Genomic DNA, 26173 nt, shown 5'->3' with positions numbered 1-26173 from the left:
AAAACAGCTGAAATAGAATATTGAAATATGACTGGACGAGACTCCGCTTTTTTATCAGTTTACCTTGGCACCTTGATTCTCCTATCAGGCTGTATTGCTGGACCGATTAGTGGTCAGGGGAGTTCTGTTCCAATCGCTGTTAACAACTCTGTGAATACAACTCAGAGCTACACGTTTGAAGTCTCGGTAGTCGAATACCCAGCAAATATCAGCGTGCAACGAAGTGATGGACTTGATTCTACTGGACGTATTAGTCCTGGGTTAGCCGTATCGGAACCAGGGGATGACCGGTACTATACTGCAGTTGAATTTCCTAATTCATCTCGACTCCACAGCCGTTACACGCTTTCTCCGGGTGAAGGGAAGCAAACTGAAATTGAAGGGTTCTCAGCAGACAGCGCAGTTATTGTCGTTATTTATCGGTCGGAAAGTGAGATTGTTTCGTATGTGACCGCCAATTGTGATGGTGATTTAGCCTTTCTCGAAGTTACAATGTTCCACTATGGGGCGGGCGCGAGCTACGATTGCACAGGTGGCTGGGGCTAAAAGACGGAAGTGGGGGGGTTCTGTTACACACTTCAACTGTAGTGAGCGACGCAAGGTGTCTCAAGAAAGTCGGAGCGGCGACGGCCACCGGCCCGAAAAGCTCGAAGCTCAGTTCACTCGAGGTCGAAGCGGTCGAGAGTCATCACTTTGTGCCACGCATCCACGAAGTCGCGCACGAACTTCTCCTCTGCGTCGTCAGCTCCATACACTTCCGCAATGGCTCGAAGCCGGGCGTGTGACCCGAAGATGAGGTCTGCGCGGGTCCCTGTCCACTCGAGTTCGCCCGTGTCGCGGTCCCGCAGTTCGTACAGGTTCTCGGAGTCGTCAGCCGGTTCCCACTCCAAGTCCATGTCGAGCAGGGTCACGAAGAAGTCGTTGGTCAACGTCTCCGGCTGCTCGGTGAAGACGCCGTGGTCGGACTCGCCGTAGGTCGCGTCGAGCGCTCGCATGCCGCCGACCAGTACCGTCATCTCGGCCGGCGTCAGGTCCAGCAGGCTGGCTTTGTCCACGAGTATCTCCTCGGCCGGTCGGTCGGCCTCGTCCGAGCGGTAGTTACGGAACCCGTCCGCGTCCGGTTTGAGCGCCTCGAAGGACTCGACGTCGGTCTGTTCCTGCGAGGCGTCCGTTCGGCCCGGTTCGAACGGGACGTCCACGTCGTAGCCCGCGTCCGCCGCCGCCTGTTCGACGGCCGCGTTGCCGCCCAGAACGATGAGGTCGGCGAGCGAGACGTTGGTCCCGTCGGACCGCGAACTGTTGAACTCCTCTCGAATCTCTTCGAGCGTCTCCAGCACGGTCGCCAGTTGCTCGGGGTCGTTCGCCTCCCAGTTCTTCTGGGGTTCGAGGCGGATGCGGGCCCCGTTCGCGCCGCCGCGCTTGTCGCTGTCGCGGTACGTCGACGCCGATGCCCACGCCGTCTCGACCAGTTCGGAGACGGACAGGTCCGAATCGAGGATCTCCGCTTTGAGGTCGGCGATCTCGTCTTCGCCAATCAGGCCGTAGTCGGCGTCGGGGATGGGGTCCTGCCACAGCATCTCCTCGTCGGGGACCTCGGGACCGAGGAACCGTTCGGGCGGGCCCATGTCGCGGTGGGTCAGTTTGTACCAGGCCTTCGCGAAGTTGATGCCGAACGCCATCGGGTTGTCCTGGAAGCGCTCGATGATTTCCCGGTAGTCCGGGTCCTTCTTCAGGGCGATGTCCGTCGTGAGCATCATCGGCGTCTGCGTCTCGTCTGGGTCGTGGGCGTCCGGAACTGTGCCCTCCAACTCCTCGCTCTTCGGCGTCCACTGCCACGCGCCGCCGGGACCCTTCTCGGGTTCCCACTCGTAGTCGAGCAGGTTGTCGATGTACTCGAGGTCCCAGTCGATGGGCGATTGGGTCCACGGACCCTCGATGCCGCTGGTGATGGTGTCGGCACCCTTGCCCGACTCGTAGTCGTTCGCCCAGCCGAAGCCCTGCTCCTCTATGGGGGCCGCTTCGGGCTCGGGACCGAGGTTCTCGGGGTCGTCGGCGCCGTGGACTTTCCCGAACGTGTGGCCGCCGGCGATGAGCGCGGCCGTCTCTTCGTCGTTCATAGCCATGCGGCTGAACGTCTGGCGGATGTTCTTCGCCGACGCCTCGGGGTCGGGCTGGCCGTCGGGCCCCTCGGGGTTCACGTAGATGAGCCCCATCACGGAGGCGCCGAGTCCATCCTCGATGTCGCCCGGTTCGTCGAACCGCTCGTTCGTCTCCATCTCCGCTTCCGGGCCCCAGTCGACGGCCTCGTCGGGCGCGAAAGCGTCCTCGCGGCCGCCGGCGAAGCCGAGGGTCTTGCCGCCCATCGACTCGATGGCGACGTTTCCGGCCAGAATCAGCAGGTCGGCCCACGAGAGGTTGCGGCCGTACTTCTGCTTGACCGGTTGGAGCAGTCGGCGCGCCTTGTCGAGGTTCGCGTTGTCGGGCCAACTGTTGAGCGGCGCGAAGCGTTGTCGTCCGCCGGCCGCGCCGCCGCGCCCGTCGCTCGTGCGGTACGTCCCGGCGCTGTGCCACGCCATCCGGATGAAGAGCGGCCCGTAGTGGCCATAGTCGGCCGGCCACCAGTCTTGCGAGGTGGTCATCACCGCTTCGATGTCCGCCTTCACGGCTTCGAGGTCTAGTTGCTCGAACGCCTCGGCGTAGTCGAACTCCTCGTCCATCGGTTCGACCTGCTGGGCGTTCTGGTCGAGAATCTCTAGGCTCAACTGATTCGGCCACCAGTCTTGATTGGACCCGTTCACGCTCGGCCGCTTCTCGTGTTTGCGTGTTAAAGTTGTCTATTCGGGAACGATATCTTTGCTGTAGCTAAGTAACCTTCTGGGTTTGTGAAATTCCGTTAGTGCTTGACTCAGGCCGTGTATCCAGTACCATCGGCGGAATTTGGTCTCGACTGACGAGTTCGAGAGGTCCAATCGGACACAAACTGGCAGGCGATTGCAGCGCACACCGAGCGGACGATCTCGCCACGGCACCTGTGCGGTTCGCACTCACCGATCACAGTCGGGCGACCCCGCTCGCCTCACGTAGACGACCCGTTCGCTCGGCGAGCGCCTGCGCGTAGCGCGCCTCGGTTCGACGGTGGGGGCACACGGCCAGTCGCCCTCGACTCACGGCGCTCTCCGGGGCGAACAGTCGGAACATCTCGGCTGCGACGCCGACGGTGACGCCCGCGTCGGGCCCAGCGGCGGGACCGACCGGGCCGGTTATTGCCCTCTGGGTACTGGCACAGGTGTGACAGACTGGCCACCGATCGACCCCGCCGACGCGACGGCGGTCGCCGAACGACGTGACGAACTGGTCGCTGCGGTGCGGGACCACGCGGGCCAAATCGCCTACCAGTTAGCCCGACTGCAGGGCGGCGACTACGGACAGGCCACCGTCGAGACGGACGGCGGCGAGTGGACGGTCAAGTACGAGGGCGGCGACTTGGAGTACCTCCGGTACGACCCCGTCCGCGGGTCGGAGGTGTACGTCATCTCGACGAAACAACCCCCGGAGCCGGACGCACTGGCCGACGCGTTGCTGGACTATCAGGCCTTCGTCGAGGGGTTCGGCGACTACGTCGACTCGCTGGACGGCGTCTTAGACGACGTCTCGACGGACTTCCCCGAGGTGGCGACCACCGACGGCGTCGTCGGCGAACGGGATCGCGTCCTCGGTCGTATCCGCGAGGTGTGTGACCGCATCGCGGGCGAACTCCAGCGCTACGAGGGCGGCGACTACGGGACGTACGCGACCCGCGTCGACGGCACCCGCTGGGAGCTAAAGTGGGAGGGCGCACGGGCGTCGTACCTCCGGGTGGGCGGCACCGGCGGCCTCTACCTCCTCTCTCAGTACGAACCGCCGTCGGCGGCCGACATCAGAGAGTACGCCCCGCGGTTCCGCGGGTTCGTCGAGGCGTACAACGACCACGTCGCGGAACTGGAGTCGGACCTCGCGACCGTCGAGTTGTGAGTGGCGGAGAGTCGCCCGCCCGCGGGAACGGCCCCAGCCTCCGTGGCGAGGTGTCGGTAGACCTATACGCGCAGGCCACCCCGTTCCAACGTGGATTCTAACGACGTCCGAAGCGAGTGGGCAGAGCGGTCCGGCGAGTACTCGCCGACGTATTACGCCCACTACGGCCCGGACGAGACGAGCGAGTTGGTGCAGTCGATTCTGGAAACCGAAGTCGGACGAGAGGCGAGCGTTCTGGAGGTGGGGTGTGGCGTGGGCCGCCACCTCGCCGCGCTGGCCGACGCGGGCTTTTCGGACCTGACCGGTGTCGACGTCAACCCGGCGGCGCTGGACGTCCTCGCGGAGACGTACCCCGAACTGGCCGAGACGGGGTCGTTCCACGCCGAAGCCATCGAGGAGTACGCCACGGACGTCGCGGACGACGCCTTCGACGCCGTCTACTCCGTCGAGACGCTCCAGCACATCCATCCCGACGTGGAGTGGGTGTTCGACGACATCGCGCGTATCGCGGGGGACCTGCTAGTGACCGTCGAGAACGAGAGCGGCGAGTACGGCGAGGTCAACTACGTCGACGACGACATCCCGCTCTATTACCGGGACTGGCACCGCGTGTTCACCGACCGCGGGTTCGTCGAAGCCACGTCGTCCGAACGGAAGCGCGACACTGTCAGAGTGTTCCGGCCGTCGGAGTAATCCGGCGCAAAGACGGCCGGAGTCGCCCGACTGGCCTCAGTCCGAGCCCTGTCGCGGGACCCAGCCACAGTCGGTACACGTCACCACGCCCACCTGTCTGTGGAGGGTGCCGCCACAGGACGGGCAGACTGCGCTCGGTTCGTTCGTCGGCGTCGTCTTACTCATCGTCGCTGGTGATGATGTCCGCAGAGAGGCCCTGCGCCATCTGGATGTCCTTCGAGTTGTTGAGCGTCCACGCCGTCCGGTCGGTGACGGCCTCGATGATCTCGCGGGCCGAGGGGTAGCCGTTCCCGGAGCGCTTGACGCCGCCGAAGGGGAGTTGGACCTCCGCGCCGATGCAGGGGAGGTTCCCGTAGGCGAGGCCGAGTTCCGCGTGGTCGCGGTAGTAGTTTATCTGGCGGTAGTCCTCCGAGACGATAGCGCCGGCCAGTCCGTACGGCGTGTCGTTCTGGATGTCGACGGCGCGTTCGATGTCGCCGTCGTACTCCAACAGGGCGACGTGTGGGCCGAACACTTCCTCGTGAGTACAGCGCAGGTCGGCGTCGGGGTCCGCTTCGTAGACGAACGGACCGACCCAGTGGCCATCCTCGTGGCCGTCGGGAATCTCGTCGGCGTCGAGGTCGGTCCGGTCGACGAGGACGTTTACGCCCTCCTCGCGTGCGAGTTCGTTGTACTCCGTGACCTTCTCGCGATGTTCGGCCTCGATGAGCGGCCCCATGAACGTGTCTTCTTCGAGAGGGTTGCCGACGGCGACTTTCGACGCCACGTCGACGAACCGCTCCGTGAACTCCTCGTAGACGTCCGTGTGGACGATGAGTCGCTCCGAAGAGACACAGCGCTGGCCGGTCGTCTTGAACGAGGACATCACCGCCGAGTGGACGGCGATGTCGAGGTCCGCGTGTTCGGTAATGACGACGGCGTTCTTCCCACCCATCTCACAGGCGGCACGTTTCCCGGAGACGCCGCCGACCGAATCGGCTATCTTGTGCCCGACTTCGGCCGACCCCGTAAAGAGGATCGTCTCCACGTCGTCGGACTGGACGATGGCGTTGCCGGCGTCGCCGTAGCCCTGTACCATGTTGAACACGCCGTCGGGCAGGCCGGCCTCGGCGAACAGGCGGGCGATGACGGTCGCACACTTCGGCGTCTGTTCGGCGGGCTTGAACACGACGGTGTTGCCCTCGACCAGCGCGACGGCCATGTGCCAGTACGGGATGGCGATGGGGAAGTTCCACGGGGTGATACACCCGACGACGCCGCGGGGCTTGCGGCGCATGTAGGCGTCTTTCGCGGGAATCTCCGAGGGGACGATGTCGCCGCTCGGGTGGCGGGCGTCGCCGGCGGCCCACTCGACCATGTGTGCGGCCTCGACCACGTCGGCCCGCCCCTCGCTGATCTCCTTGCCGCACTCGCGGGTGACGATCTCGCCGTACTCGTCGACGTTCGTCTTCAGTTCGTGGTAGACGTCCCAGAGGTACTCTGCGCGGTCGATACGGGAGAGTCCGCGCCACTCCTCGTAGGCCGCGTCGGCGGCCTCGACTGCCCGTTCTACGTCCTCGGGCGTTCCACGTCGGAACTCGCCCAGCGTCTCGCCAGTCGCGGGATTCTCGCTCGTGAAGGTCTCTGTGCCCTCGCCGTCGGTCCATTCGCCGTCGATGTAGTGTTGATATGTCGCTCCCATTGCATCTGACTACGCCGAGCGAGTGCCAATAGTCCCATCCGACCATGGACGGGTGGACAATTCAGGCCGTCGGCTGATCGCGAGGGCGGGACCGACCCGACCATGGTCGGAAGGGGTTTGTGAATTGATCACGTACATCCAGGTATAGAGGCTACTGTATCCATGAGCGTCGAACAACAAGTTTCGGGGACACGGCTAACGCTTGACCTCTGGCATCCGAACTGCTGGGCCATCGAGGCCACCGAACAGACGGGTGGTGGGGTACTGGCACACGCGATCTACAACTCGCCGGCGACGAGCGGCGAGATGCCGACGTCGGTCAACGGCCTCTTTACGGCATTCGGCGACACCGAGGACGAAGTCGAGCGACTGCTAGACGCCATCTGCGAGTCGGACCGGGCCGGCGAACTACAGGAACTACAAGAGCGGTTCGGCCGCCAGCGCAACGCGCCGGGCAACGTGGTCCGGGAGTTCTTCCTGGAGTACGATCCCGACGACATGGTCTGCCCGACGCTGCTCGAACACGGGTTCGTCCACAGCGCCCCCGTCCGCATCGAGGACGGCCGCGAGGAGTGGCAGGTGTGTTTCGCCGACGAGCGCTCGAAGATCGAACCCGCACTCGACAGGGTCAGAGCGGACGCCGGGGCCGAGGTGAGCGTCGCCGCCATCACGGCCTCCGAGTCCGCGGCGTCCGAACGGGAACAGCGACTCGACTCGCTGACCTCCGCACAGCGCAAGGTCTTCGAGCACGCGCGGGACGCGGGCTACTACGAGTGGCCCCGCGAGACGTCGACCCGCGAACTGGCCGACGACATGGACGTCTCGAAGACGACGCTGTTGGAACACCTTCGGAAGGCCGAAGCGAAACTGCTGGACCCGTAGTCAGCGACCGACGACGGCCCGGAGCGCGAACAGGGCGTTTGACTTTCGCTCTCTGATGCGTCGGTAGAAGTACGAGAACCACTTCTCGCCGTAGGGGATGTACTGATAGACGGTGACCTCGTCGGCGAGGTCGAACTGCGCGCGTTCCCGGACGCCGGTGAGCATCTGGACCTCGTAGGACGTTCCGTACTCCTCGTGCAGTTCGCGAGCGTAGCTAATCATCGCCGGGTCGTGACTGCCGACGGCGATGCCGTCGTCGAAGTGCTGGAACATGAACGCTAGGTCGTCTCGGTAGGCCTCGTCGACGCGGGCCTTCTCGCGGTAGGCGATTTCGGCGGGTTCGTCGTAGGCCCCCTTGACCAACCGGACCTTTCCCGGGAGGTCAGCGAGGCGTTCGAGGTCGTCGCGGGTTCGTTTGAGGTTCGCCTGCACGCAGACGCCCACGTTCCCGCCCGTCTCGCGGGCGTGCCGCTCGAACGCGTCAAGCGTCACGTCCGTGGTCGTGTGGTCTTCCATGTCGATCCAGACCAGACAATCGGCGGCGTCTACGATGCGGGCGAGGTTCTCCTCGAACACCGCATCGCCGATGTCGAGTCCGATCTGACTCGGCTTGACGGAGATGCAAGCGTCGGTGGTTCGCTGTGCGAGCGCTCGTACGAGGTCGACGTACGCCTGCGTGTCCGCATCAGCGTCCGCGCGGTCGTCGTAGTGCTCCCCGAGTAGATTCAGGATGCCGTGTACCCCTCGCTCGTTCAGGTCGTCGACGTGGTCCATCGCCGCCGACGCCGTTTCGCCCGCGACGAAATTGCTGGCGATCGGTGGAATCATACACACAGGCACGGACTCTCCCCACCTATAACGACCCCCGACCAAAAATTCCGTTTTAACGTATCCGAATGAAACGGCGGTGATTCAGGTACTGGTACGTGATTTCCCGGAACGTCCCGTCCATGGTCGGGGTACTGTTAACGATGCTCCTTGTTCCATGGTGTATCTAGACATGGAGTCAGACGACTCGCCGAAGAAACTCGATCGTCGAACAGTGCTACGAGCGTCCGGTCTCGCGGGCCTCGCTGGCCTCGCCGGCTGTGTCAGCACCACCGACGACGGTGGCGACGGCAGTGACGGCGGTGGCGGCGATGGCGGCGATGGCGGCAGTGACGGGGAGAGTACGGACACCGAGGGCGACGGGGGTGGTGGTGACGGCGGCAGCGGTCCCTACAACATCGGCATGGTCGACGCGCTGACGGGGTCGCTGTCGGCGTTCGGCGAACGGAACCAGCGCGGGAAGGACCTCGCTCTGGAGGCCGTAAACGACATCGGTATCGACGGCCGTGAACTCTCGATCACCGTCGAGGACTCGGAGAGCGAGAGTCAGGGCGGCGTCTCGGCGGCCCAGAAACTCGTCAATCAGGACGGCGTGCCCTTCCTCATCGGGGCGGTGGGGTCCGGCGTCTCGCTGGCTATCTACGAGAGCGTCGTGCAGGGCACCGACGTCGTCCAGTTGAGCCAGAACTCCACGGGCCTGTCGCTTACTGACTTCCCGGGTCTGCTCCGGATGTCGCCGACGGGCCGGACTCAGTCGACGGCGCTCGCGAACATCATCGCCGAAGACGGCTACGACACCGTCGCGCTGACCTACGTCAACAACGACTACGGGCAGAGTCTGGCCGACGCGTTCGTCGAGTCCTACGAGGGCGAAGTGGCGTACAACAGCCCCCACGACCAAGAACAGCAGTCCTACTCCAGCGTCGTCTCGGGGATGAACAGCTCCGGCGCCGACGCGTGGCTGTTCGTCACCTATCAGGCCGAGTTCGCGACGATGGTCAACGAGGTGTACTCCAGCGGGTACGAAGCGCAGTTCTACGGCGCCGACTCCGTCTCCGGGGACAACGTCATCGAGAACACCCCCGAGGGGAGCATGGACGGCATGAAAATCGTCGTCCCCTCCGCGCCCGTAGAGGAGGAGAACTACCAGCAGTTCGCGTCGGCCTTCGAGGAGGCCTACGGCGAGCAACCGACCGCGTGGTCGGCCTACGCCTACGACTGCGTGGTGACCGCCGCGCTGTCGATTCAGGCCGCCGACGAGTTCACCGGTGCGGCGCTGCAGGAGACGGTCCGCGACGTGACCCGCCCGGAGGGCGAGCAAGTCACCTCCTTCGAAGCCGCGAGCCAGATTCTCGCCGACGGCGGTGGCCCCAGCGACGTCGACTATCAGGGCGTCAGCGGCCCCATCGACTTCGACGAGAACGGTGACCCAGTCGGCTTCCTGCAGATTCTGACCGTCCAGGACCACGATTACGTCGGCACCGGATTCATCGAATCCTGAGCCGGACCATGGTCTTCGACTATCTCGCCAGCGGGCTCGTATTCAGCAGTATCATCGTGCTCGGGAGCATCGGGCTGTCGCTCATCTACAGCATCGCGGACTTCGCGAACTTCGCCCACGGCGATACGATGACGGTCGGCGCGTACGCGGCGTTCCTCACCTTCGGGGCCGTCGGCGGCCTCGGCGGCAGCGTCCTCGGTCTCCCACTGGGCTTTTTCGTGGCACTGGTGGCCGGCATCGTCGTCGCCGCCGTCGTCGCCGTCCTCACGGAGAAGGTCGTATACGACGGGATGAACGCGGGGTCTATCGAACTGCTCATCACCTCTATCGGTATCGCGTTCGTCTACCGCGCCATCATCCAGATCGGATTCGGCGCGGACTTCACGCGTTACGAGGTCCAGACGCTCCGCCCCATCGAGGCGTTGCTTCCCTACGGGATTCGGGTCACTCAGCACGACGTGGCCATCGTCCTCTCGGCGCTGGTCCTCGTCGGGTCGCTCCACACCCTACTCCAGTACAGCGACCTCGGGCGGAAGATGCGCGCGATGGCGGACAACCCCGACCTCGCGCGGGTCAGCGGCATCCGCACCGACCGCGTGAAACTCTGGACGTGGATAATCGGCGCCGGCCTCGCGGGCTCGGGCGGCGTGTTCCTCGGCCTGTACAATCAGCTCTCGCCGCGGATGGGCTTTAACCTCCTCTTGCTCATCTTCGCCGCCGTCATCCTCGGCGGTATCGGCTCCGTCTACGGGGCCATGCTCGGGGGGTTCCTCATCGGGATGATAAACCAACTGACGCCGGTGCTGTCGGATATCGCGCTGCTGACCGACATGGGTGCCCTGTTGCCGCTGGTTCCGGACAGCTTCGGCATCACCATCGGCATCGAGTACGCCAACGCCATCGCGTTCGTCATCATGGTCGCCGTGTTGCTCGTCCGACCGAACGGCATCGCCGGGGAGGCGACCTGAGATGAGTGCTCTCTCCGACCCGAAAGGGTACTGGGCGGACCTCACGCGGTCCGAGCAGGGCGTCCTCGCGTTCATCGTCGGCTTTGCGGGTCTTCTGCTCGTGGGCCTGCTGACGGGTGCGCTCGCGCCGACGTACTTCCTCTATCTCGTCGGCCTCGCGGGGATGTACGCCCTGCTCTCGTTCGGCCTGAACTCGCAGTGGGGGTTCACCGGCCTCATCAACTTCAGCGTGGCGGCGTTCTTCGGCGTCGGCGCGTACGGGACGGCGCTGATGAGCGCCAGCAGTTCGCCCATCGCCGGCGACGTACTCCCAATCGTCGGCCTCGTCGTCGCACTCGGCGTCGCCGCCCTGCTGGCGCTCGCCATCGGGATTCCCACGCTTCGCCTGCGCGCGGACTACCTCGCCATCGCCTCGCTCGGACTGGCCGAGGTCGTCCGTCTGGTCGTCCTGAACGAGCGGCAGTTCACCAACGGGAGCGCTGGCGTCCGTGGTATCCCGCCGTTCTTCGAAGGGGTCCCCGTGCTGGCGACACTGCCGGAGACGATGCCGGGGCTGGCGGTTCGCCCGCTGCCCGGCACGACTATCGTACTGGAGACGCCGTTCTGGAGCGCCCTGTTGAACGTCGCAATCGTCCTCGGGTTCGTGGGCATCAGCTACGCCGTCTTGCGGCGCGCCCACCGCTCGCCGTGGGGGCGCGTCCTGCGGACCATCCGCTCGGACGAGGACCTCGCGCGAGCGCTGGGGAAGAACACCTACGGGTTCAAGATGCAGTCGTTCGTCCTCGGGAGCGTCATCATGGCGCTCGCGGGCGTGTTCTACGCCCACCTGAACCTGTTCGTCAGCCCCGGCGACTTAGATCCGGTGACGACGTTCTACGTCTGGGTCGCCGTCATCCTCGGCGGCAGCGGGTCCAACCGCGGCGCGCTGTTCGGCGGGTTCGTCATCGTCGCCATCCGGGAGGGGACCCGGTTCCTCAACGAGTTCGCGTGGATTCCCATCGACGTCGCGCCGCTCCGATTGCTGCTCATCGGCGTCCTCATCGTCGTCCTGATGCGGTACCGCCCGCAGGGCGTGCTGCCGCCACAGCGAGAGCTTATCTGGCCGAAGGTCGTCGACGAGGCACCGGACCGACCGGACTCCGGCGTCCGCGAGGCCAAGGCAGGTGGTGGCGATGACTGACGCCGACGCGGCGGCGGCGGACGCCGCCGAGACGGCCACGGCGGCCGACCGGTCGAAAGACGACGTCGTCCTGCGCGTCGAGGACTTACAGAAGTCCTTCGGCGCGCTGACAGCCACCGACCACGCGACCTTCGAGGTCGCACGTGGCACGATCACGGGCCTCATCGGGCCCAACGGCGCCGGGAAGTCGACGCTGTTCAACCTCGTCTCCGGGTTCTACGAACCGGATGGGGGCCGCGTCGAGGTCAACGGTACGGCGGTCACCGGGATGGAACCGTACGAAATCGCCGACCACGGGCTCATCCGCACCTTCCAGACGCCGCGGAAGCTAGAGGGGATGACCGTCCGGGAAGCGATGCTGGTCGGCCCGCGGAAACAGCCCGGCGAGTCGTTCCTGAACCTGTTCTTCAAACCCGGCGAGGTCGGGGAGCACGAGGCGGCGAATTTAGAAGAGGCCGAACGCATCCTCGAGGAGTTCGAGATAGACCACCTCGCCACGCAGCCAGCGACGAAGATATCCGGCGGGCAGATGAAACTCGTCGAACTGGCCCGCGCGATGCTGGCCGACCCGGAACTGCTCTTGCTCGACGAACCGGCCGCCGGGGTCAACCCGACGCTGCGGAACAAACTCGCAGAGCAGATACGCCGCCTCAACGAGCAGGGGACGACGTTCTTGCTCATCGAACACGACATGGACTTCGTCATGAAACTCGCCGACCCAGTCATCGTCCTCGATCAGGGCAGCGTCCTCATGGAGGGGTCGCCACGCGAGGTACAGACCGACGAGCGCGTCATCGACGCCTACCTCGGGGGGAGCCCATGAGCGACCGGACGGTACTCGAACTGTCGAACGTCGACAGCGGCTACGGGGAAGTGCAGGTCCTAGAGGACCTGTCGCTACACCTCGACGCGTCGGAAATCGTCTGCCTCATCGGTCCCAACGGCGCTGGGAAGTCGACGGTCCTCAAGACCGCCTTCGGCATGCTGACGCCGTGGGAGGGAACCGTCACCTACCACGGCGACGAGATCGGCGGGATGGCGCCCGAAGACATCGTCCGCGAGGGCATCGGCTACGTCCCGCAGACGGACAACGTGTTCGGGACGCTCACCATCGAGGAGAACCTGCGGATGGGCGGCGTCGCCCGCGAGAGCGGGCTGGACGAGGTGATCGAGGACCTCTACGAGCGGTTCCCCCTGCTCGACGACACCCGGAAGGCGAAAGCCAAGACGCTCTCTGGTGGTCAGCGACAGGTGCTCGCGTTCGCGCGAGCCCTGGTGATGGAACCCGACGTGTTGCTCATCGACGAACCGTCGGCGGGACTGGCCCCGAACACCGCCGACGAGGTGTTCGGCCACGTGCAGGCGGTCAACGACATGGACACGGCCATCCTGATGGTCGAGCAGAACGCGAAGAAAGGGCTCGGCATCTCCGACCGTGGGTACGTGCTGGATCAGGGGACGGTGCGGTTCGAGGACGCCGCCTCGGAACTGTTGGACAACGAAGACGTCTCGAAACTGTATCTGGGCGGCTGAGGCCGGCCCCCGTCACCCCACCGCGTCGAGTGTTCTCGGGGCGACGGGTGCTGGCGTGTCCGAACGGCCGCCACTATCGACCGAACCGCTGGCCGAGTGACGGCCCCCTCCCACCCCACCGTGTCGAGTGTTCTGTGTCTCACAGGGTCGGGCCGGAGTGGGCCGTCGGCGCGGTGTCGGTACGGTCGACGTGACCGACGGGGCGACCCGCGCTCGCCGGGCCGTGGCTGGACGGACGTAACCGGCGACCAGCATCTCCACGCGGGTGAGAACTACGCCCGCCGCTGTGAGGGCCCCGAGGACGTCAAAGCGGACGTCGTCGGTACGGACCAATAGGGGCGGTACTCTATGACGTCGTCGTGACTGTCGAACCACAGGTCCGCGAAACGAGAACGGACCATTCACGTAGGTCCACGCCAACCGACAGACGAGTCGTCGGTTCGCTGCCAGAACACTCGACACGGTGGGGTGGCTATTCGGGGTGAAAGACTTTCACTCGACGCAGTCGACACGGTGGTTTTATGTACTGAATGTCCATACGGTGCGGCAATGGCGAGGTTCACCCGCGACGAGGACGTGTTCCGCGACGAGGACATGCTGCGGGAGGACTACCAGCCGGATTCCATCGCCGCCCGGGACGACGAACTGGCCGCCTACGAGAACGCGCTCCAGCCAGTCATCAACGGCGCGCAGCCGCGCAACATCTTCCTCTATGGGAAAGCGGGCGTCGGCAAGACGGCGGTCACGCGGTTCCTGCTCTCTCATCTGAAACAGGACGTCGCCGAGTACGACGACGTCGACCTCTCGGTGTACTGGCTGAACTGTACGAACTTCTCCTCGTCGTATCAGGTCGCTGCGAACCTCGTGAACCTCCTGCGCCCGGCGAACCAGCAGATAAGCACGACCGGCTACCCCCAGCAGACCGTCTTCGATATGCTGTACGAGGAACTGGAGGACGTCGGCGGGACGGTCCTGCTGGTCTTAGACGAGATAGACCACATCGGCGAGGACGACGACATCCTCTATGAACTCCCGCGGGCGCGCTCGAACGGCTATCTCGATACCGTCAAGCCCGGCGTCATCGGCATCAGCAACGACTTCGGGTTCCGAGAGACGCTCTCGCCGAAGGTCAAGGACACGCTCTGTGAGGAGGAGATTCACTTCCCGCCGTATCAGGCGCCCGAACTGGAGTCGATACTGACTCAACGCGTCGACGGTGCGCTACGGGAGGATGCGTTGTCGGCGGGAGTCCTGCAACTGTGTGCCGCTATCGCCGCACAGGATACGGGGAGCGCGCGACAGGCGCTCGACTTGCTGTACAAGGCCGGCGACATCGCCCGCACGCACGGCGACCCGCCGATAGTCGAGGAACACGTCCGCGAGGCCTCACAGGAACTCGAACGCGGCCAGATTCGCCACGGGATGCGGGAGTTGACCCACCACGGTCACCTCACGCTCATCGCGACGCTCTCGCTGGCGTTCGAAGAGCAGATGCCGGCCCGCGTCCGCGAGATCTACCCAGTATATCGGACCGTCGCCGACCAGTCGGGCACCGACCCGCTCGTCCGCCGTCGGATGCACGACCACCTCGCTGACCTCGCGATGGTCGGCATCCTCCAGCGAACCGTCCGCAACGAGGGACGGGCCGGCGGGCAGTACCACGAGTACGAGTTCGACGTTCCGCTGGACCTCGTCTGTGACGTGGTCCGGGAGCTGGACGACATCGCCACGCCCAGCGTCGTCGCGCGCCACATCTAAGCGGGTGAGCGTTCGGTCCGGCCCGCTCGGCTCTGCCTGCTCGACCAGTCACCTCGTTGTGAGAACACTCGACACGGTGGGGTGAGAGGGGCGACCGCCACGTCGAGATGGGGCGGACACGTACGTTCCCGGCAGCGGGTAGTACTCACCGTCGACACGTTCCGCTCACAGGGCGACGCCCCGGCACGGGAACACTCGACACGGTGGGGTGCGGGGGTAGTGGCTGTCGGTAGAGGCCCGTCGGCGCCACGTTACCGTCGCCCGCGGTCCGGCCGTCGCTCGAACGTGAGTATCCGTCGCCCACGAGCCCCCTCCCCCGGGAACGCAGAACACTCGACACGGTGGGGTGGGCGTGTCCGTCCACCACTGCGCTCGTGACGTAGAATTATCAACTGCACGCGCGTATCGTCCCGGTACGGATGTACGACACTATCCTCGTACCAACGGACGGGAGTGACCACGCGCTCAGAGCGGCGACACACGGGGCGTACCTCGCCGACCTGTTCGACGCGTCGATCCATCTGCTCGCCGCCGTCGACGTGGACGCCGCGAGTGGCCCCTTCTCGGCCGGCGGCGTCGACGACGAGTTCATCGAGCGACTGAAAACCCAGGCGGAGTCGGCCGTCGATGCCACCGAGTCCGCGGTGGCGAACGTCGAGACGGTCCGACGAGAGGTCCTGACCGGCCGGCCGTCGGACGTGATTCTCGATTACGTGACCGCTCACGATATCGACGTCGTCACCATGGGGACTCATGGACGCGGTGGTCTCACGCGGGTCCTGACGGGTAGCGTCGCAGAACGCGTCCTGCGCCGGTCGCCCGTCCCGGTCCTCAGCGTCCGCGCGACCGAGGAGACGCAGGTCGGCGAGGGATACGACGAAGTCCTGATTCCGACCGACGGAAGCGAGCCGGCGACCGCCGCCGTCGAACACGGAGTCGCCGTCGCCCAACGGGCCGACGCCCGGGTCCACGCCGTCAGCGTGGTCAATCTCGGCGACCTCGCCACGGGGTCGGAGATGGGTGTCCCGCCGGGCGTCCTCGACCACCTCGAGGAGTCGGCCGCCGAAGCAGCCGAGTCGGTCGCCGAGACGGCACGTGCGGCCGGTCTCGACGCGGTCACGGCGACGCCGACCGGCTATCCGGGTCAGGCCCTGCTGAAGTACGTGACGGACGCCGGCGTCGACGTCGTCGCGATGGGGACCCACGGCCACACGGGCCTCGACCGGGTCGTGTTGGGAAGCACGGCCGAACGTCTCGTTCGCCGGTCGACTGCACCCGTTCTCACGGTGAGTACGCGCCAACGAGACGAGTGATGCCGTGTCGACCCCGACGAACCGGACCGACCGTCAGTCAGGACTTATAGTCCACCCAACCAAATTAGTACAGATATGGAGTCAGACCACCCCGTGTCGATGGCGGACGACGAGGTAGACGAGTTCCTCGGAAACGGCGGCACTGGCGTCCTGTCACTGTCGAGAACGGCGGTCCACTCTCCGCACTCGGTACCGGTATCGTACGGATACGACGCGAACGCTCGGACGTTCTACTTTCGCCTCGCCGTCGGCCCCGAGAGTTCGAAGACCGACCTCGACGACCGTCCCGTCTCCTTCGTCGTCCACCGGCAGGTCGACGATCGGTGGCAGAGCGTCGTCGCCACCGGCCAACTCGAGGACCTCGCGGAGTCAGACATCGCGACCGAGACGCTTTCGGGCCTCGACAGAGTCGATATTCCGCTGATCGACATCTTCGAGGAACCGACGCGAGTGGTGGATTTCGAGTTCTACCGTCTCGTCCCCGAGGCGCTGACCGGCCGCGTCGAGTCACCGGGGCGGACCTAACCGGGCAAGAGGAGGTTGACGACGGCGACGACGAGGCCGGCCAGCGCCATCCGGGCCGCCGCGACGTACCACCGCTGGTCGGAGATAGACCCCATGTACGCCCCGAAGGCACCGAGGACGCCGATGCCGAGGCCGACGGCAGCGATTGCCGCCTCGGTCATGCTCAGCACGGTGCCTTCCAGCAGAAACGGCGACAGCGGTATCAGCACGCCGACGGTCGGTCCCAGTCCGCTCATCGCCGCGTGGAGCAGTCTCGCCCCGCGGTGTTCTCGCTGGATGCGAGTGTCGTCGAGGTCCGTCAGCATCGCGCGTTCGAGGCGGCGTATCTCCGCGCGCTTCTCTGCCCGTTCTATCTCCCAGACGCTCCAGACTGCCGAGGTACCGAGACCGACGGCCGCCCCGAGTCCGATCTTTATCACGGTGAGGCCGTTCGGGACCCCCGAGAGTACCGCCCCGATGACGACGCCGATGCACGTCAGCGTCCCGTCGAACCCGTTGGAGATGAAGTACCGTCGCGAGATCGCGAGGACGTCCTCTTTCCCCAGCAATCGGCGCAGTAACTCACGCGCGGAGGCCACGGCTGTCACCCGTCCTGAAGCGTCGGTTGGTCGTCGACGACGTACTCGCCGCAAGCGACTTGATCGACGGAGTGGACGGTGCCGCCGAGACTCTCGATGGTCGACTCGATGGCCGACATGTCGAGGGCGTCGCCCTCGACGGTGACCTTGACGTTCTGTACCTCCTGATCGAGTTCGATGAGCGAGGTGGTCGCGCCGTCGACGCTGTCCGTCTCGCTGACCCGTTCGGTGAACTCCAGCAACGGCGGATCGTGTGGTTTCAGCACGTCCACGACGAGTCGGCGGACTGGGGCCATGGGGAACTCTCCGACCGGCCGATACGTAAACCCGCTGCCCGTGCCAACGCCAAACACACTTAGTGCCGGGCCGAGTCACTCCGAGTGTGGACCCGCCCGCACACGCTCAGTCCCCCGACGCCGTGTACGACGCCCTCGACAGCGGTCCCGATGGCCTCTCGGCCGAGTCGGTCCGCGATCGACGGGCCGAACACGGCCCGAACGAGGTGGCCCGCGATCAGGGACGGTCGGTGTTTCGCATCTTCGCCACACAGTTCCAGAGCGTCCTCATCTACGTGCTGGTGGTCGCGGCGGCGCTGTCCGTCTGGGCCGGCCACGCCGTCGACGCCGTCCTCATCACCGTCATCGTCGTCGCCAACGGCCTGTTCGGGTTCGTACAGGACTACCGCGCCGAGGAGAGTCTCGCCGCGTTGCGCGAACTGACCGCGCCGACGGCGACGGTTCGCCGGGCCGGAACGACGACCGACGTGGAGGCGACACGACTGGTTCCGGGCGACGTCCTTGAACTGACCGGCGGCGACGTGGTGCCGGCGGACTGCCGCCTCGTCGAGACGACGGGACTGGAAATCGACGAGGCCGCCCTGACCGGCGAGAGCGCGCCGGTCGGGAAGTCCGCGGACGCCGTCGACGCGGACACGCCGCTGGCCGAGCGGACGCCGATGGCATACAAGGGGACGAACGTCACGCGGGGCCGGGGCGTCGCCGTCGTCACCGCGACGGGAATGGGTACCGAAGTCGGCGCTATCGCGCAGGAACTGGCCGCGACGGAGACGACCGAGACGCCGCTCCAGCGGGAACTGGACTCGCTCGGGCGCAGACTCGGCCTCGGCGTGGTCGTACTCGCCGCCCTCGTCGTCCCCCTCCTGCTCTTGCAGGGCACGGACCCGTTTCAGGCCGCGCTGACGGCGGTGTCGCTCGCCGTCGCCGCCGTCCCCGAGGGCCTCCCAGCGGTCGTGACGCTGACGCTCGCGCTCGGCGTCCGCCGAATGGCCGACGAGAACGCGCTGGTCCGCCGGCTCCCGGCGGTCGAGGCACTCGGCGGCGTCGACGTGATCTGTACCGACAAGACGGGGACGCTCACGCGAGGGGAGATGGCCGTCAGCAGGGTCTGGATCAACGACAGCGTGATCGAACACGACACCGAACCCGTCGAAGACCGCGTCCACCTGCTGTTGCGAGCCGCCGCACTCTGCAGCGACGCGACGCCGGACAGTGACGCCGGCGACCCGACCGAACGAGCGCTGGTGGCCGCCGCCGAGGACGCGGGCATCGACGTGGCGGCCCTGCGGGACGACCATCCCCGGACCGACGAGATACCGTTCTCCTCCGAGCGCAAGTGGATGGGGACGGTCCACGAGGAGCGCTCGTATCTCAAGGGCGCGCCGGAAGTGGTCCTCTCGAAGGCCGACCACGTCCTCACCGACGACGGCCCGGAACCGCTCACAGACGAGGGAGCCGACCGGATTCGCGAGCAGGTCCGAACGTTCGCCGACGACGCGCTCCGGGTCCTCGCCGTAGCCTACACGGAGGGCGACCTTACCGCCGACGGGGTCGCCGAGGACGCCCTCGTCTTCGTCGGCCTCGTCGGTCTCATCGACCCGCCACGCGAGGAGGTGGCCGACGCCATCGCCGCCACGGAGCGAGCGGGCATCGACGTGAAGATGGTGACCGGAGACAACGTCCGCACCGCCGCCGCTATCGCCGAGTCGCTCGGGATGCACACCGAGGTGATGGAGGGTCGGGAACTGGCCGAGATGACCGACGAGACGCTCCGTGACCGCGTCGAGGACGTCGACGTCTTCGCGCGGACGGCCCCCGAACACAAGGTCCGAATCTTGCGGGCGCTACAGGCCAACGGCCACCGCGTCGCGATGACCGGCGACGGCGTCAACGACGCGCCTGCGCTGAAACACGCCGACATCGGCGTCGCGATGGGGATTCGCGGCACCGACGTGGCCAAGCAAGCCAGCGACATCGTCTTGCTCGACGACAACTACGCGACCATCGAACGGGCCGTCGAGCGCGGCCGGGCCATCTTCGACAACGTCTGGAAGTTCGTCGCGTACCTCCTGAGTGCGAACATCGCCGAGGTGGCTATCGTCTTCATCGCCTCGCTCTTTGGCTACCTCGTCCTGCCGGCAGTGCAGTTGCTGTGGATTAACCTGCTGACCGACGGCCTCCCGGCAGTGGCGCTCGGTGCGGACCCTTCGAGCGAGAACGTGATGGACCGCCCGCCACGGGACCCCGACCGCGGCATCGTAGACCGGGGGATGCTCGGTCTGATGGGCGGGTTGGGCACTATCTCGACGCTCCTCATGCTGGGGTTGCTGTTGCTGACTCTCGATGGCGCACCCGCCGTGACGCCCTACGCCATGACGATGGTCTTTACCGGGTTCGTCGCTATCGAGTTCGAGAAACTGTACGTCATCCGGTGGCTCAGAGAGACGCCGACGCTCTCGAATCTGTGGCTGGCCGGTGCGGTGGCCGTCTCCGCCCTGTTGCAACTGGCCGTGCTGTACACGCCGCTGCGCCGATACTTCGGTACCGTCGCGCTCACTGTGAGTGACTGGGGTCGCATCGGGACAGTGCTCGCCGTTGCGCTCCCTGCCTACCTCGCCGTCGCCGTCGCAGTCAGGCGGTGGAACCGGAGCAAGCGCTGACCGCTCTGACTCGCCCCCGCGCTTTATCCTGTCGGGTGACGAATCGGTGACTACGGGCCGCCACGACGGCGGCTACGGCGACACTTCGTAGTCCCCACTATGTACGACCACATACTCTTCCCGACGGACGGGAGCGACACGGCCGAATCGGTCCTCGACTACGTCCTCGACGTCGCAGCGGCACACGACGCGACGCTGCACGTCCTGCACGTGGCGGACACGAACCGCGACAGCGTCACGGACGTCCGCGGCGAAATCGTCGACGTCCTCGAACAGGCCGGCGAGCGAGTCGTCGGGACGGTGGTCGACCGGGCGACCGACCGCGGCGTGACCGCGGAAGGCGAGGTCATGCAGGGCGACCCGTCGCTGACAATAGCCGACTACGCAGCGGAGTACGGGATGGACCTCGTCGTGATGCCGACCCACGGCCGGCGCGGCCTCGAACGCGTGTTGCTCGGCAGCGTCACCGAACGCGTCCTCAACGCCGCTCCGGTCCCTGTCCTCGTCGTCAACCCCGACGGGGAGGCCGAGTACCGCTACCCGTGTCGGCGCGTCCTCGTGCCGACGGACGGCAGTCCGGGCGCAGAGCGCGCGCTGGCGGAGGGCGTCGACGTCGCCGCGGCGACGGGTGCGACGCTCCACGTCCTCCACGTCGTCGAGACGGGATCGCTCGGACCCGACGCACGGTCGGTCATCAGAGACAGCGAACTCGACGAGCACGCCCACGAGATTCTCGACTCGGCCGTAGAGACTGCCGAAGAATCGCTCGACTCGGTGACCGGATCCGTCGTCTACGGGACCCCACACCGCGAGATTCGGGCGTACGCCGAATCCGAGGGCGTCGACCTCCTCGTCCTCGGAACGCAGGGCCAGACGAACTTCAGTTGGTACGCGCTCGGTGGCGTCAGTTCGAAACTCGTCCGGTCCTCGCCCGCCCCGCTCTTGATGACGCGAACCGCCGAGGACTGAGTGCGGATCGGCGGGTCAGGCGAGACCGCCCAGCAGGATACCGACGGCGAAGGCGACACCCGCAGCGAGCATCCCGACGCCGAGCATCTCTGTGCCCGCCACGGGCCACTTGCGGTCGGTGACGACGCTCCGACTCGCACCGATACCGAAGAAGGCGACGGCCGTCGCCGCCACGGAGACACTGAACGTGGGGACGCCACCGAACGGGTCGGTCAGTACGAGCGCCACGACGTAGGGCAACAGCGGCATCCACCCGGCGAACACGAACGCGAGAAACGTCGTCAGCGCCGTCCACGACGGCGGTTTCACGGCCGTAGCGGTGCCGGTCTGTGCCGTCTGGTAGTCCATCGCCGAGCGCTGACTGAGGAAGTTGCTCATCCCCATCGAGAACCCGTCGGCAAAGAGGTTCGCGAAGCCGAGAATCAGGACGATGCCCGGGTCGAGTGCCGCCCCGGCGACGCCGGCGACGATAGCGAACGTCGTGATGATGCCGTCGTTGGCGCCGTAGACGACTTCCGCGATGTAGCCGCCTGCGTCCTCGACGCCGCCGTCGAGTAGCTCGGTCAACATACCACACACTGCGGGAGGCATCGTTGTCAATCCCGATGCCTGTTCGGCCCGGTGAAACCCCGAACTGACCGGCCACTCTGGTCAGTAAATGCTTGTATCGGGAGTGCCAAGTGAGGGCAATGAGCCACGCGCAGACGCTGTGGGACCTCCTCTCGGACAGTGACGAACTCACCATCGTCTGCCACAACAACCCCGACCCGGACTGTCTGGCCAGCGCCGTGGCGCTCGGCCAGATAGCCGCCAGCACCGGCATCGACGAACGGCACATCCTCTACAGCGGGGAGATATCTCACCAGCAGAACCGGGCGTTCGTCAATCTGCTGGACGTCGAACTGCGCCCTTTCGACCCCGAACTGGTCCAGAACCGACCGTCCGGGTCGCTGCTGGCGTTCGTCGACCACTCGAAACCCGGCGCGAACAACCGCGTCCCCGAGGGGACTGCCGTCGACATCGTGCTGGACCACCACCCGGCAGAGGACGTCGAAGCGACGTTCGTCGACCACCGGGAGGACGTCGGTGCGACGGCCACCATCCTCGCGGAGTACGTCCGCGAGTTACCGATGGACCCGGACGCCCGAGTCGCGACGGCGCTGTTGTTCGCCATCCGCCGGGAGACGCTTGGCTTCCTCCGAGGGGTGACGCGCAAGGAGTACGAGGCGGCGAGCTACCTCCACGACTTCGCCGAGTCGGACCTGCTCAGGCAACTCTCGTCGCCAGCGGTTAGCGGCGCGACGGTCGACGCGATCGCCGACGCCATCCACAATCGGAGCGTCAGGGGGTCGGTCCTTATCTCTCACGTCGGCCGGACCAGTGAGCGCGACGCGCTTCCGCAGGCGGCCGACTACCTCGCGACCCTCGAAGGCATCGAGACGGCCATCGTCTTCGGTATCATCGACGATACGATTCAACTGAGTGCGCGGACGACGGACTCCCGAATCCACATCGGCGAAGTGCTTGCGAGCGCCTTCGACGACGAGGGCAGCGCGGGCGGCCACCGCGAGATGGCCGGCGCGGAAGTCCCGCTGGGTATCTTCTCTGACTACACCAGCGACGACGACGTGCTGGTGGGTATCGTCGAACAGGTCATCAACAGCCGCCTGCTCGCGGCGCTCAACATCAAAGACGACGATAACTCGGGGAACAAGGGCGGCGACGACAAAGACTGACCGACTCAGACGAACCGGAACGTCTCTAGGTTCTTCGGGTTGAACGTCCGCATGTTGAACTTCTGGTACAGCGCCGAGGAGAGCTGGTTCGTCGAACTCTCGTCGCCGTGGACACAGAGCACTTTCTCTGGTCGGGGGTGCATCGTCTCGACGAACGTCTCCAGCCCCTGCCGGTCGGCGTGGCCGGAGAACCCGTCCACCGTCTCGACGCCGAGTTTCAGGCTGACGCGCTCCGCTCGGGGACCGCTCTTGTCGGACATCGATATCTCGTCCTGTCCGCGCTGAATCTGGCGTCCGAGAGTGCCTTCGGCCTGATAGCCGACGAAGACCATCGTGTTGTCCGGGTCGCCACCCAGCAGGCGGAGCCACGACATGACGGGACCGCCGGTGACCATCCCCGATGTGGTGAGGATGATGGCCGGTTCCTCGTCGACGATGTCCTGTCGCATCTCCTCGCCGCCGTCGACCTGCTGGAACTGCTCGGCGAGGAACGGGTTGTCGTCCTCGTAGAGGATGCGGTTGCGCAGGCTCTCGCGCAGGTACTCGGGATAGGCGGTGTGGATGGCCGTCGCCTCTCGAATCATCCCGTCCAGATACACCGGCATCGTCGGGATGTCGCCCTTGCTCATCGCCTCTTCTAAGACGAGCATCAGTTCCTGCGAGCGCCCGACGGCGAAAGCCGGGATGAGGATGTGGCCCTGCTTCTCGTGGGCCTCGTTGATGACGCGCTTGAGGACGCGTTCGGAGTCCGCTTGGTCGGTCTGGTAGTCGTTTTTCCCGCCGTAGGTGGATTCGAGGATGAGCGACTCCACGCGCGGGAAGTCGTTGACTGCGCCGTCTAACAGACGGGTGTCCTTGTAGTGGATGTCACCCGAGAACGCGACGTTGTACCGCCCTTCACCGATGTGGAAGTGACACACCGCCGACCCGAGGATGTGGCCGGCGTTGTGCATCGTGAGTTTGATGTCCGGCGCGATGTCGGTGACGTTGCCGAACTCAAGCGGGATGGTGTGTTTCAGGGCGTCACGGACCTGCTGGCTCTCGTAGGGCGGGGCACGGCCCTCCTTGGCTGCGACGTCGAGGTAGTCGAGTTGGAGCAGGCCCATCAGGTCCCGCGTCGGTGCGGTGGTGTAGATGGGGCCGTCGTAGCCGTACTTGAACAGGATGGGGATGAGCGCGGAGTGGTCGAGGTGGGCGTGTGTCAGGACGACGGCGTCGATGGAGTTCGGCCCGGCCGCGAGCGCTTCGGGCACTTGGAGATACGGCACCTCGCCTTCGGCACCGGGTTTGTCGCCACAGTCGATGAGGATGCGCGATTCTGGCGTCGAGAGGATGAAAGAGGCGCGACCGACCTCGCGGCAACAGCCGAGCGTCGTCAGGCGGACCCAGTCGTCGTCGGCCGTCGTCGGCCGGTTTATCTGGCGGCCGACGCGTTCGAGGATGTCCCGGCGCTCGTCGCGTTCCTGTTTCAGGAAGTTCCGGACGTTCGAGACGGTCGAAGACTCCATCGGCGGCGTACGGACGACTTCGGGCGTCCAGCCGACGCTTGCGGCTATCTGGTCCAGCGTCTCGCCGTGACGACCGATGACGCGGCCGGGTTTCTCGGCCTCGATGAACACCTCGCCCGTCGCGTCGTCGAAGTCGAGGTTCTGGACGCCGGCGTCCTCGGGGATGGTCTCCTCGATCTTCGCGCGGGCTTCCTTCTGGGGGATCAGTGCGTCCGCCGTCGGACGCACGTTGATGCGTTTTCGGAGGGTCTGTGCGAGGTTCCGGACGATACCGTCCCGGTTGGCGATCTCCTTGGCGTCGGGCGTGTAGATCACCAGTTCCGGACCTTCGAACGTCACCGACGATATGGTGATGTCGTCCGGCGTCTCTTCCTCGACCTGTGCTTTGATCTTCTCGAGCGTCTCGTCTGCGGTACTCATGTATGCGGGAAACTGCGATTGAAGACTTCGGCCGTCGAAGAACAACGGCTATCGAATGTCGTTATCTAGGGGATGTGCGACCACGGATAAGAACCTTTGCTTCCCGAGACGACGACCGAAACGACCGGTAGCCGACGTGTGTCGCGATACCGTGCGCCGACGAGCGGCCCGACCGTCCCATTTTAGTAGCCGACACGCCACCGTTCACACATGGGTTTTGGTAGCTACGACGAATCCGAGCAGAAAGACCAGGACGTAGACACAGACGACAGCGAAGGCGTCGCCGTCCACGAGAACGACCACGACGGCGAAGTCTCGTTCGACACCGAGGCGTCGACGAGCGACCTCGTCGACAAACTCGGCGACATCAAAGACAGCGAGTAGCGACCGGCGACACCGACCGCGGACGCGACTGTTCTGGACGTTTTTCGAGGCGCACGCCGACAGCCAAGGGGTCGACGGTCAGGCGTTCAGCGTCGCTTCGAGGTCGCCGTTCTCGTCTAACTGTTCGAGGATGTCGCTGCCGCCGACGAACTCGCCGTCGACGAACGTCTGGGGAATCGTCTCGCGACCGCTGTACTCCGAGAGGGCCTCGCGGTAGGCCTCCGTGGCTGTCAGGACGTTCACCGTCGCCACGTCCTCGCGGTACTGCTTGATGAGACCGATGGCCTTCCGGGAGTAGCCACACTGTGGCATCATCTCGTTGCCCTTCATGAACAGGGCCACCTCGTTGTTCTCGATGGTCTCGTCGACCTTCTCCTGAACCTCTTCGCGGGAGAGTTCCTCGGGTTCGAAGCTCATGGGCCCCCGTAACACGTCGGGAGGGAAATGACTACCGCCGTCGCCAGGTCACTCGGGCGTCGAGGTGGTCAGTTCGATGGCGTGGATGTCTCGCGTGAGATGCTCGCCGAGAGCGTCGTGGACGAGTTGGTGTTGGTCGACGAGTGACTTCCCTTCGAAGGCCGGCGACACCACGTCGACGGCGTAGTGCTTGTCGTCGTCGGGGTCCCGCGGCGTGGTGACTGTGGCCGTTGCGTCCGGAATCGCTGCCTCGATGAGTGCCTCGACTTCCTCGGCGTCCATGTCTCCGGTCAGGTCGCCAGCGAGGAAAACAGTTGGCTTCCCGCTATCCG

26 protein-coding genes are annotated in these 26173 nt (G+C 65.5%); 16 read left to right on the top strand and 10 right to left on the bottom strand.

Translation table 11 applies throughout. The features are described from left to right. The first annotated feature begins 27 nt into the window (after positions 1–27). The gene (locus tag IEY28_RS12225; RefSeq protein WP_188997896.1) at positions 28–546 is read left to right on the top strand and encodes a hypothetical protein; all 519 of its coding nucleotides are present in this window, start codon (positions 28–30) and stop codon (positions 544–546) included. 113 nt (positions 547–659) lie between these two features. On the opposite strand, the gene katG is transcribed toward IEY28_RS12225, so the two are convergent. After that, positions 660–2798: a catalase/peroxidase HPI gene (gene katG, locus IEY28_RS12220; protein WP_188997894.1), complete on the bottom strand. Its 2139-nt coding sequence runs from the start codon at positions 2796–2798 to the stop codon at positions 660–662. A gap of 508 nt (positions 2799–3306) precedes the next feature. Between katG and IEY28_RS12215 the strand changes: the two genes are divergently transcribed. Further along, a complete protein-coding gene (locus IEY28_RS12215) occupies positions 3307–4011 on the top strand; it encodes a profilin-fold protein (RefSeq protein ID WP_188999151.1) in 705 nt (234 codons plus the stop codon). Between the two features lie 90 nt (positions 4012–4101). Beyond that, positions 4102–4704 (top strand): class I SAM-dependent methyltransferase, encoded by a 603-nt coding sequence (locus tag IEY28_RS12210; protein ID WP_188997892.1) that lies wholly within the window; start codon positions 4102–4104, stop codon positions 4702–4704. Between the two features lie 36 nt (positions 4705–4740). Here IEY28_RS12210 and IEY28_RS20780 read toward each other — a convergent pair whose 3' ends face one another. Together IEY28_RS20780 and IEY28_RS12205 are read right to left on the bottom strand one after the other, a co-directional pair. Continuing rightward, a complete protein-coding gene (locus IEY28_RS20780) occupies positions 4741–4869 on the bottom strand; it encodes a hypothetical protein (protein WP_268239445.1) in 129 nt (42 codons plus the stop codon). Beyond that, on the bottom strand, positions 4862–6385 hold the full coding sequence (locus IEY28_RS12205; protein WP_188997890.1) for an aldehyde dehydrogenase family protein: 1524 nt from the start codon (positions 6383–6385) through the stop codon (positions 4862–4864). Before IEY28_RS12205 ends, IEY28_RS20780 begins: the two co-directional genes overlap by 8 nt. Positions 6386–6547: 162 nt before the next feature. Here IEY28_RS12205 and IEY28_RS12200 point away from each other — a divergent pair, with 162 nt between their 5' ends. Then, the gene (locus IEY28_RS12200) at positions 6548–7267 is read left to right on the top strand and encodes a helix-turn-helix domain-containing protein (RefSeq protein ID WP_188997888.1); all 720 of its coding nucleotides are present in this window, start codon (positions 6548–6550) and stop codon (positions 7265–7267) included. Here the strand turns inward: IEY28_RS12200 and IEY28_RS12195 are convergent, their stop codons facing one another. Continuing rightward, entirely contained in the window at positions 7268–8095 is an 828-nt protein-coding gene (locus tag IEY28_RS12195) for a proline dehydrogenase family protein (protein ID WP_188997886.1), read from the bottom strand. Positions 8096–8267: 172 nt separating this feature from the next. On the opposite strand from IEY28_RS12195, the gene IEY28_RS12190 reads away from it, so the two are divergent. The 8 genes from IEY28_RS12190 to IEY28_RS12155 all read left to right on the top strand — a co-directional run bounded on the left by IEY28_RS12190 (position 8268) and on the right by IEY28_RS12155 (position 16873). Continuing rightward, positions 8268–9596, top strand: coding sequence for an ABC transporter substrate-binding protein (locus IEY28_RS12190; RefSeq protein ID WP_188997884.1), 1329 nt, complete (start codon positions 8268–8270; stop codon positions 9594–9596). A gap of 8 nt (positions 9597–9604) precedes the next feature. Then, positions 9605–10564, top strand: a complete 960-nt coding sequence (locus IEY28_RS12185) for a branched-chain amino acid ABC transporter permease (RefSeq protein ID WP_188997882.1) — start codon at positions 9605–9607, stop codon at positions 10562–10564. Between the two features lies 1 nt (position 10565). After that, positions 10566–11744 (top strand): branched-chain amino acid ABC transporter permease, encoded by a 1179-nt coding sequence (locus IEY28_RS12180; protein ID WP_188997879.1) that lies wholly within the window; start codon positions 10566–10568, stop codon positions 11742–11744. Beyond that, positions 11737–12567 (top strand): ABC transporter ATP-binding protein, encoded by an 831-nt coding sequence (locus tag IEY28_RS12175; protein ID WP_188997877.1) that lies wholly within the window; start codon positions 11737–11739, stop codon positions 12565–12567. Before IEY28_RS12180 ends, IEY28_RS12175 begins: the two co-directional genes overlap by 8 nt. Continuing rightward, positions 12564–13277, top strand: a complete 714-nt coding sequence (locus IEY28_RS12170) for an ABC transporter ATP-binding protein (protein ID WP_188997874.1) — start codon at positions 12564–12566, stop codon at positions 13275–13277. Before IEY28_RS12175 ends, IEY28_RS12170 begins: the two co-directional genes overlap by 4 nt. A 549-nt stretch (positions 13278–13826) precedes the next feature. Then, the gene (locus IEY28_RS12165; RefSeq protein ID WP_188997871.1) at positions 13827–15035 is read left to right on the top strand and encodes an orc1/cdc6 family replication initiation protein; all 1209 of its coding nucleotides are present in this window, start codon (positions 13827–13829) and stop codon (positions 15033–15035) included. A gap of 419 nt (positions 15036–15454) precedes the next feature. Beyond that, entirely contained in the window at positions 15455–16348 is an 894-nt protein-coding gene (locus IEY28_RS12160) for a universal stress protein (protein ID WP_188997869.1), read from the top strand. A gap of 75 nt (positions 16349–16423) precedes the next feature. Beyond that, positions 16424–16873, top strand: a complete 450-nt coding sequence (locus tag IEY28_RS12155) for a pyridoxamine 5'-phosphate oxidase family protein (RefSeq protein ID WP_166971041.1) — start codon at positions 16424–16426, stop codon at positions 16871–16873. Here the strand turns inward: IEY28_RS12155 and IEY28_RS12150 are convergent. Then, on the bottom strand, positions 16870–17451 hold the full coding sequence (locus tag IEY28_RS12150) for a VIT1/CCC1 transporter family protein (RefSeq protein WP_188997866.1): 582 nt from the start codon (positions 17449–17451) through the stop codon (positions 16870–16872). The genes IEY28_RS12155 and IEY28_RS12150 overlap by 4 nt on opposite strands. 5 nt (positions 17452–17456) lie before the next feature. After that, entirely contained in the window at positions 17457–17747 is a 291-nt protein-coding gene (locus IEY28_RS12145) for a DUF211 domain-containing protein (RefSeq protein WP_166971037.1), read from the bottom strand. Positions 17748–17833: 86 nt separating this feature from the next. On the opposite strand from IEY28_RS12145, the gene IEY28_RS12140 reads away from it, so the two are divergent. Then, entirely contained in the window at positions 17834–20407 is a 2574-nt protein-coding gene (locus tag IEY28_RS12140; RefSeq protein WP_188997864.1) for a calcium-translocating P-type ATPase, PMCA-type, read from the top strand. Between the two features lie 99 nt (positions 20408–20506). Next, a complete protein-coding gene (locus tag IEY28_RS12135) occupies positions 20507–21376 on the top strand; it encodes a universal stress protein (RefSeq protein ID WP_188997861.1) in 870 nt (289 codons plus the stop codon). 15 nt (positions 21377–21391) lie between these two features. On the opposite strand, the gene IEY28_RS12130 is transcribed toward IEY28_RS12135, so the two are convergent. Next, positions 21392–21946: a VIT1/CCC1 transporter family protein gene (locus tag IEY28_RS12130; RefSeq protein WP_188997858.1), complete on the bottom strand. Its 555-nt coding sequence runs from the start codon at positions 21944–21946 to the stop codon at positions 21392–21394. A 119-nt stretch (positions 21947–22065) separates the two neighbouring features. On the opposite strand from IEY28_RS12130, the gene IEY28_RS12125 reads away from it, so the two are divergent. Further along, positions 22066–23112: a DHH family phosphoesterase gene (locus IEY28_RS12125; RefSeq protein WP_188997854.1), complete on the top strand. Its 1047-nt coding sequence runs from the start codon at positions 22066–22068 to the stop codon at positions 23110–23112. Between the two features lie 5 nt (positions 23113–23117). On the opposite strand, the gene IEY28_RS12120 is transcribed toward IEY28_RS12125, so the two are convergent. Beyond that, positions 23118–25040 (bottom strand): beta-CASP ribonuclease aCPSF1, encoded by a 1923-nt coding sequence (locus IEY28_RS12120; protein WP_188997851.1) that lies wholly within the window; start codon positions 25038–25040, stop codon positions 23118–23120. A gap of 210 nt (positions 25041–25250) precedes the next feature. On the opposite strand from IEY28_RS12120, the gene IEY28_RS12115 reads away from it, so the two are divergent. Further along, the gene (locus IEY28_RS12115; RefSeq protein ID WP_166971025.1) at positions 25251–25424 is read left to right on the top strand and encodes a DUF5786 family protein; all 174 of its coding nucleotides are present in this window, start codon (positions 25251–25253) and stop codon (positions 25422–25424) included. A 78-nt stretch (positions 25425–25502) separates the two neighbouring features. Here the strand turns inward: IEY28_RS12115 and IEY28_RS12110 are convergent, their stop codons facing one another. Both IEY28_RS12110 and IEY28_RS12105 read right to left on the bottom strand, forming a co-directional pair. Further along, the gene (locus IEY28_RS12110) at positions 25503–25841 is read right to left on the bottom strand and encodes a glutaredoxin family protein (protein WP_188997848.1); all 339 of its coding nucleotides are present in this window, start codon (positions 25839–25841) and stop codon (positions 25503–25505) included. 48 nt (positions 25842–25889) lie between these two features. Then, on the bottom strand, positions 25890–26123 hold the full coding sequence (locus IEY28_RS12105) for a BolA/IbaG family iron-sulfur metabolism protein (RefSeq protein WP_188997846.1): 234 nt from the start codon (positions 26121–26123) through the stop codon (positions 25890–25892). Between the last annotated feature and the right edge of the window lie 50 nt (positions 26124–26173).

The sequence above is a fragment of the Haloarcula pellucida genome (assembly GCF_014647235.1).
GTDB classification, from domain to species: Archaea; Halobacteriota; Halobacteria; order Halobacteriales; family Haloarculaceae; genus Haloarcula; species Haloarcula pellucida.
This window is presented reverse-complemented; position numbering and strand designations above follow the sequence as displayed.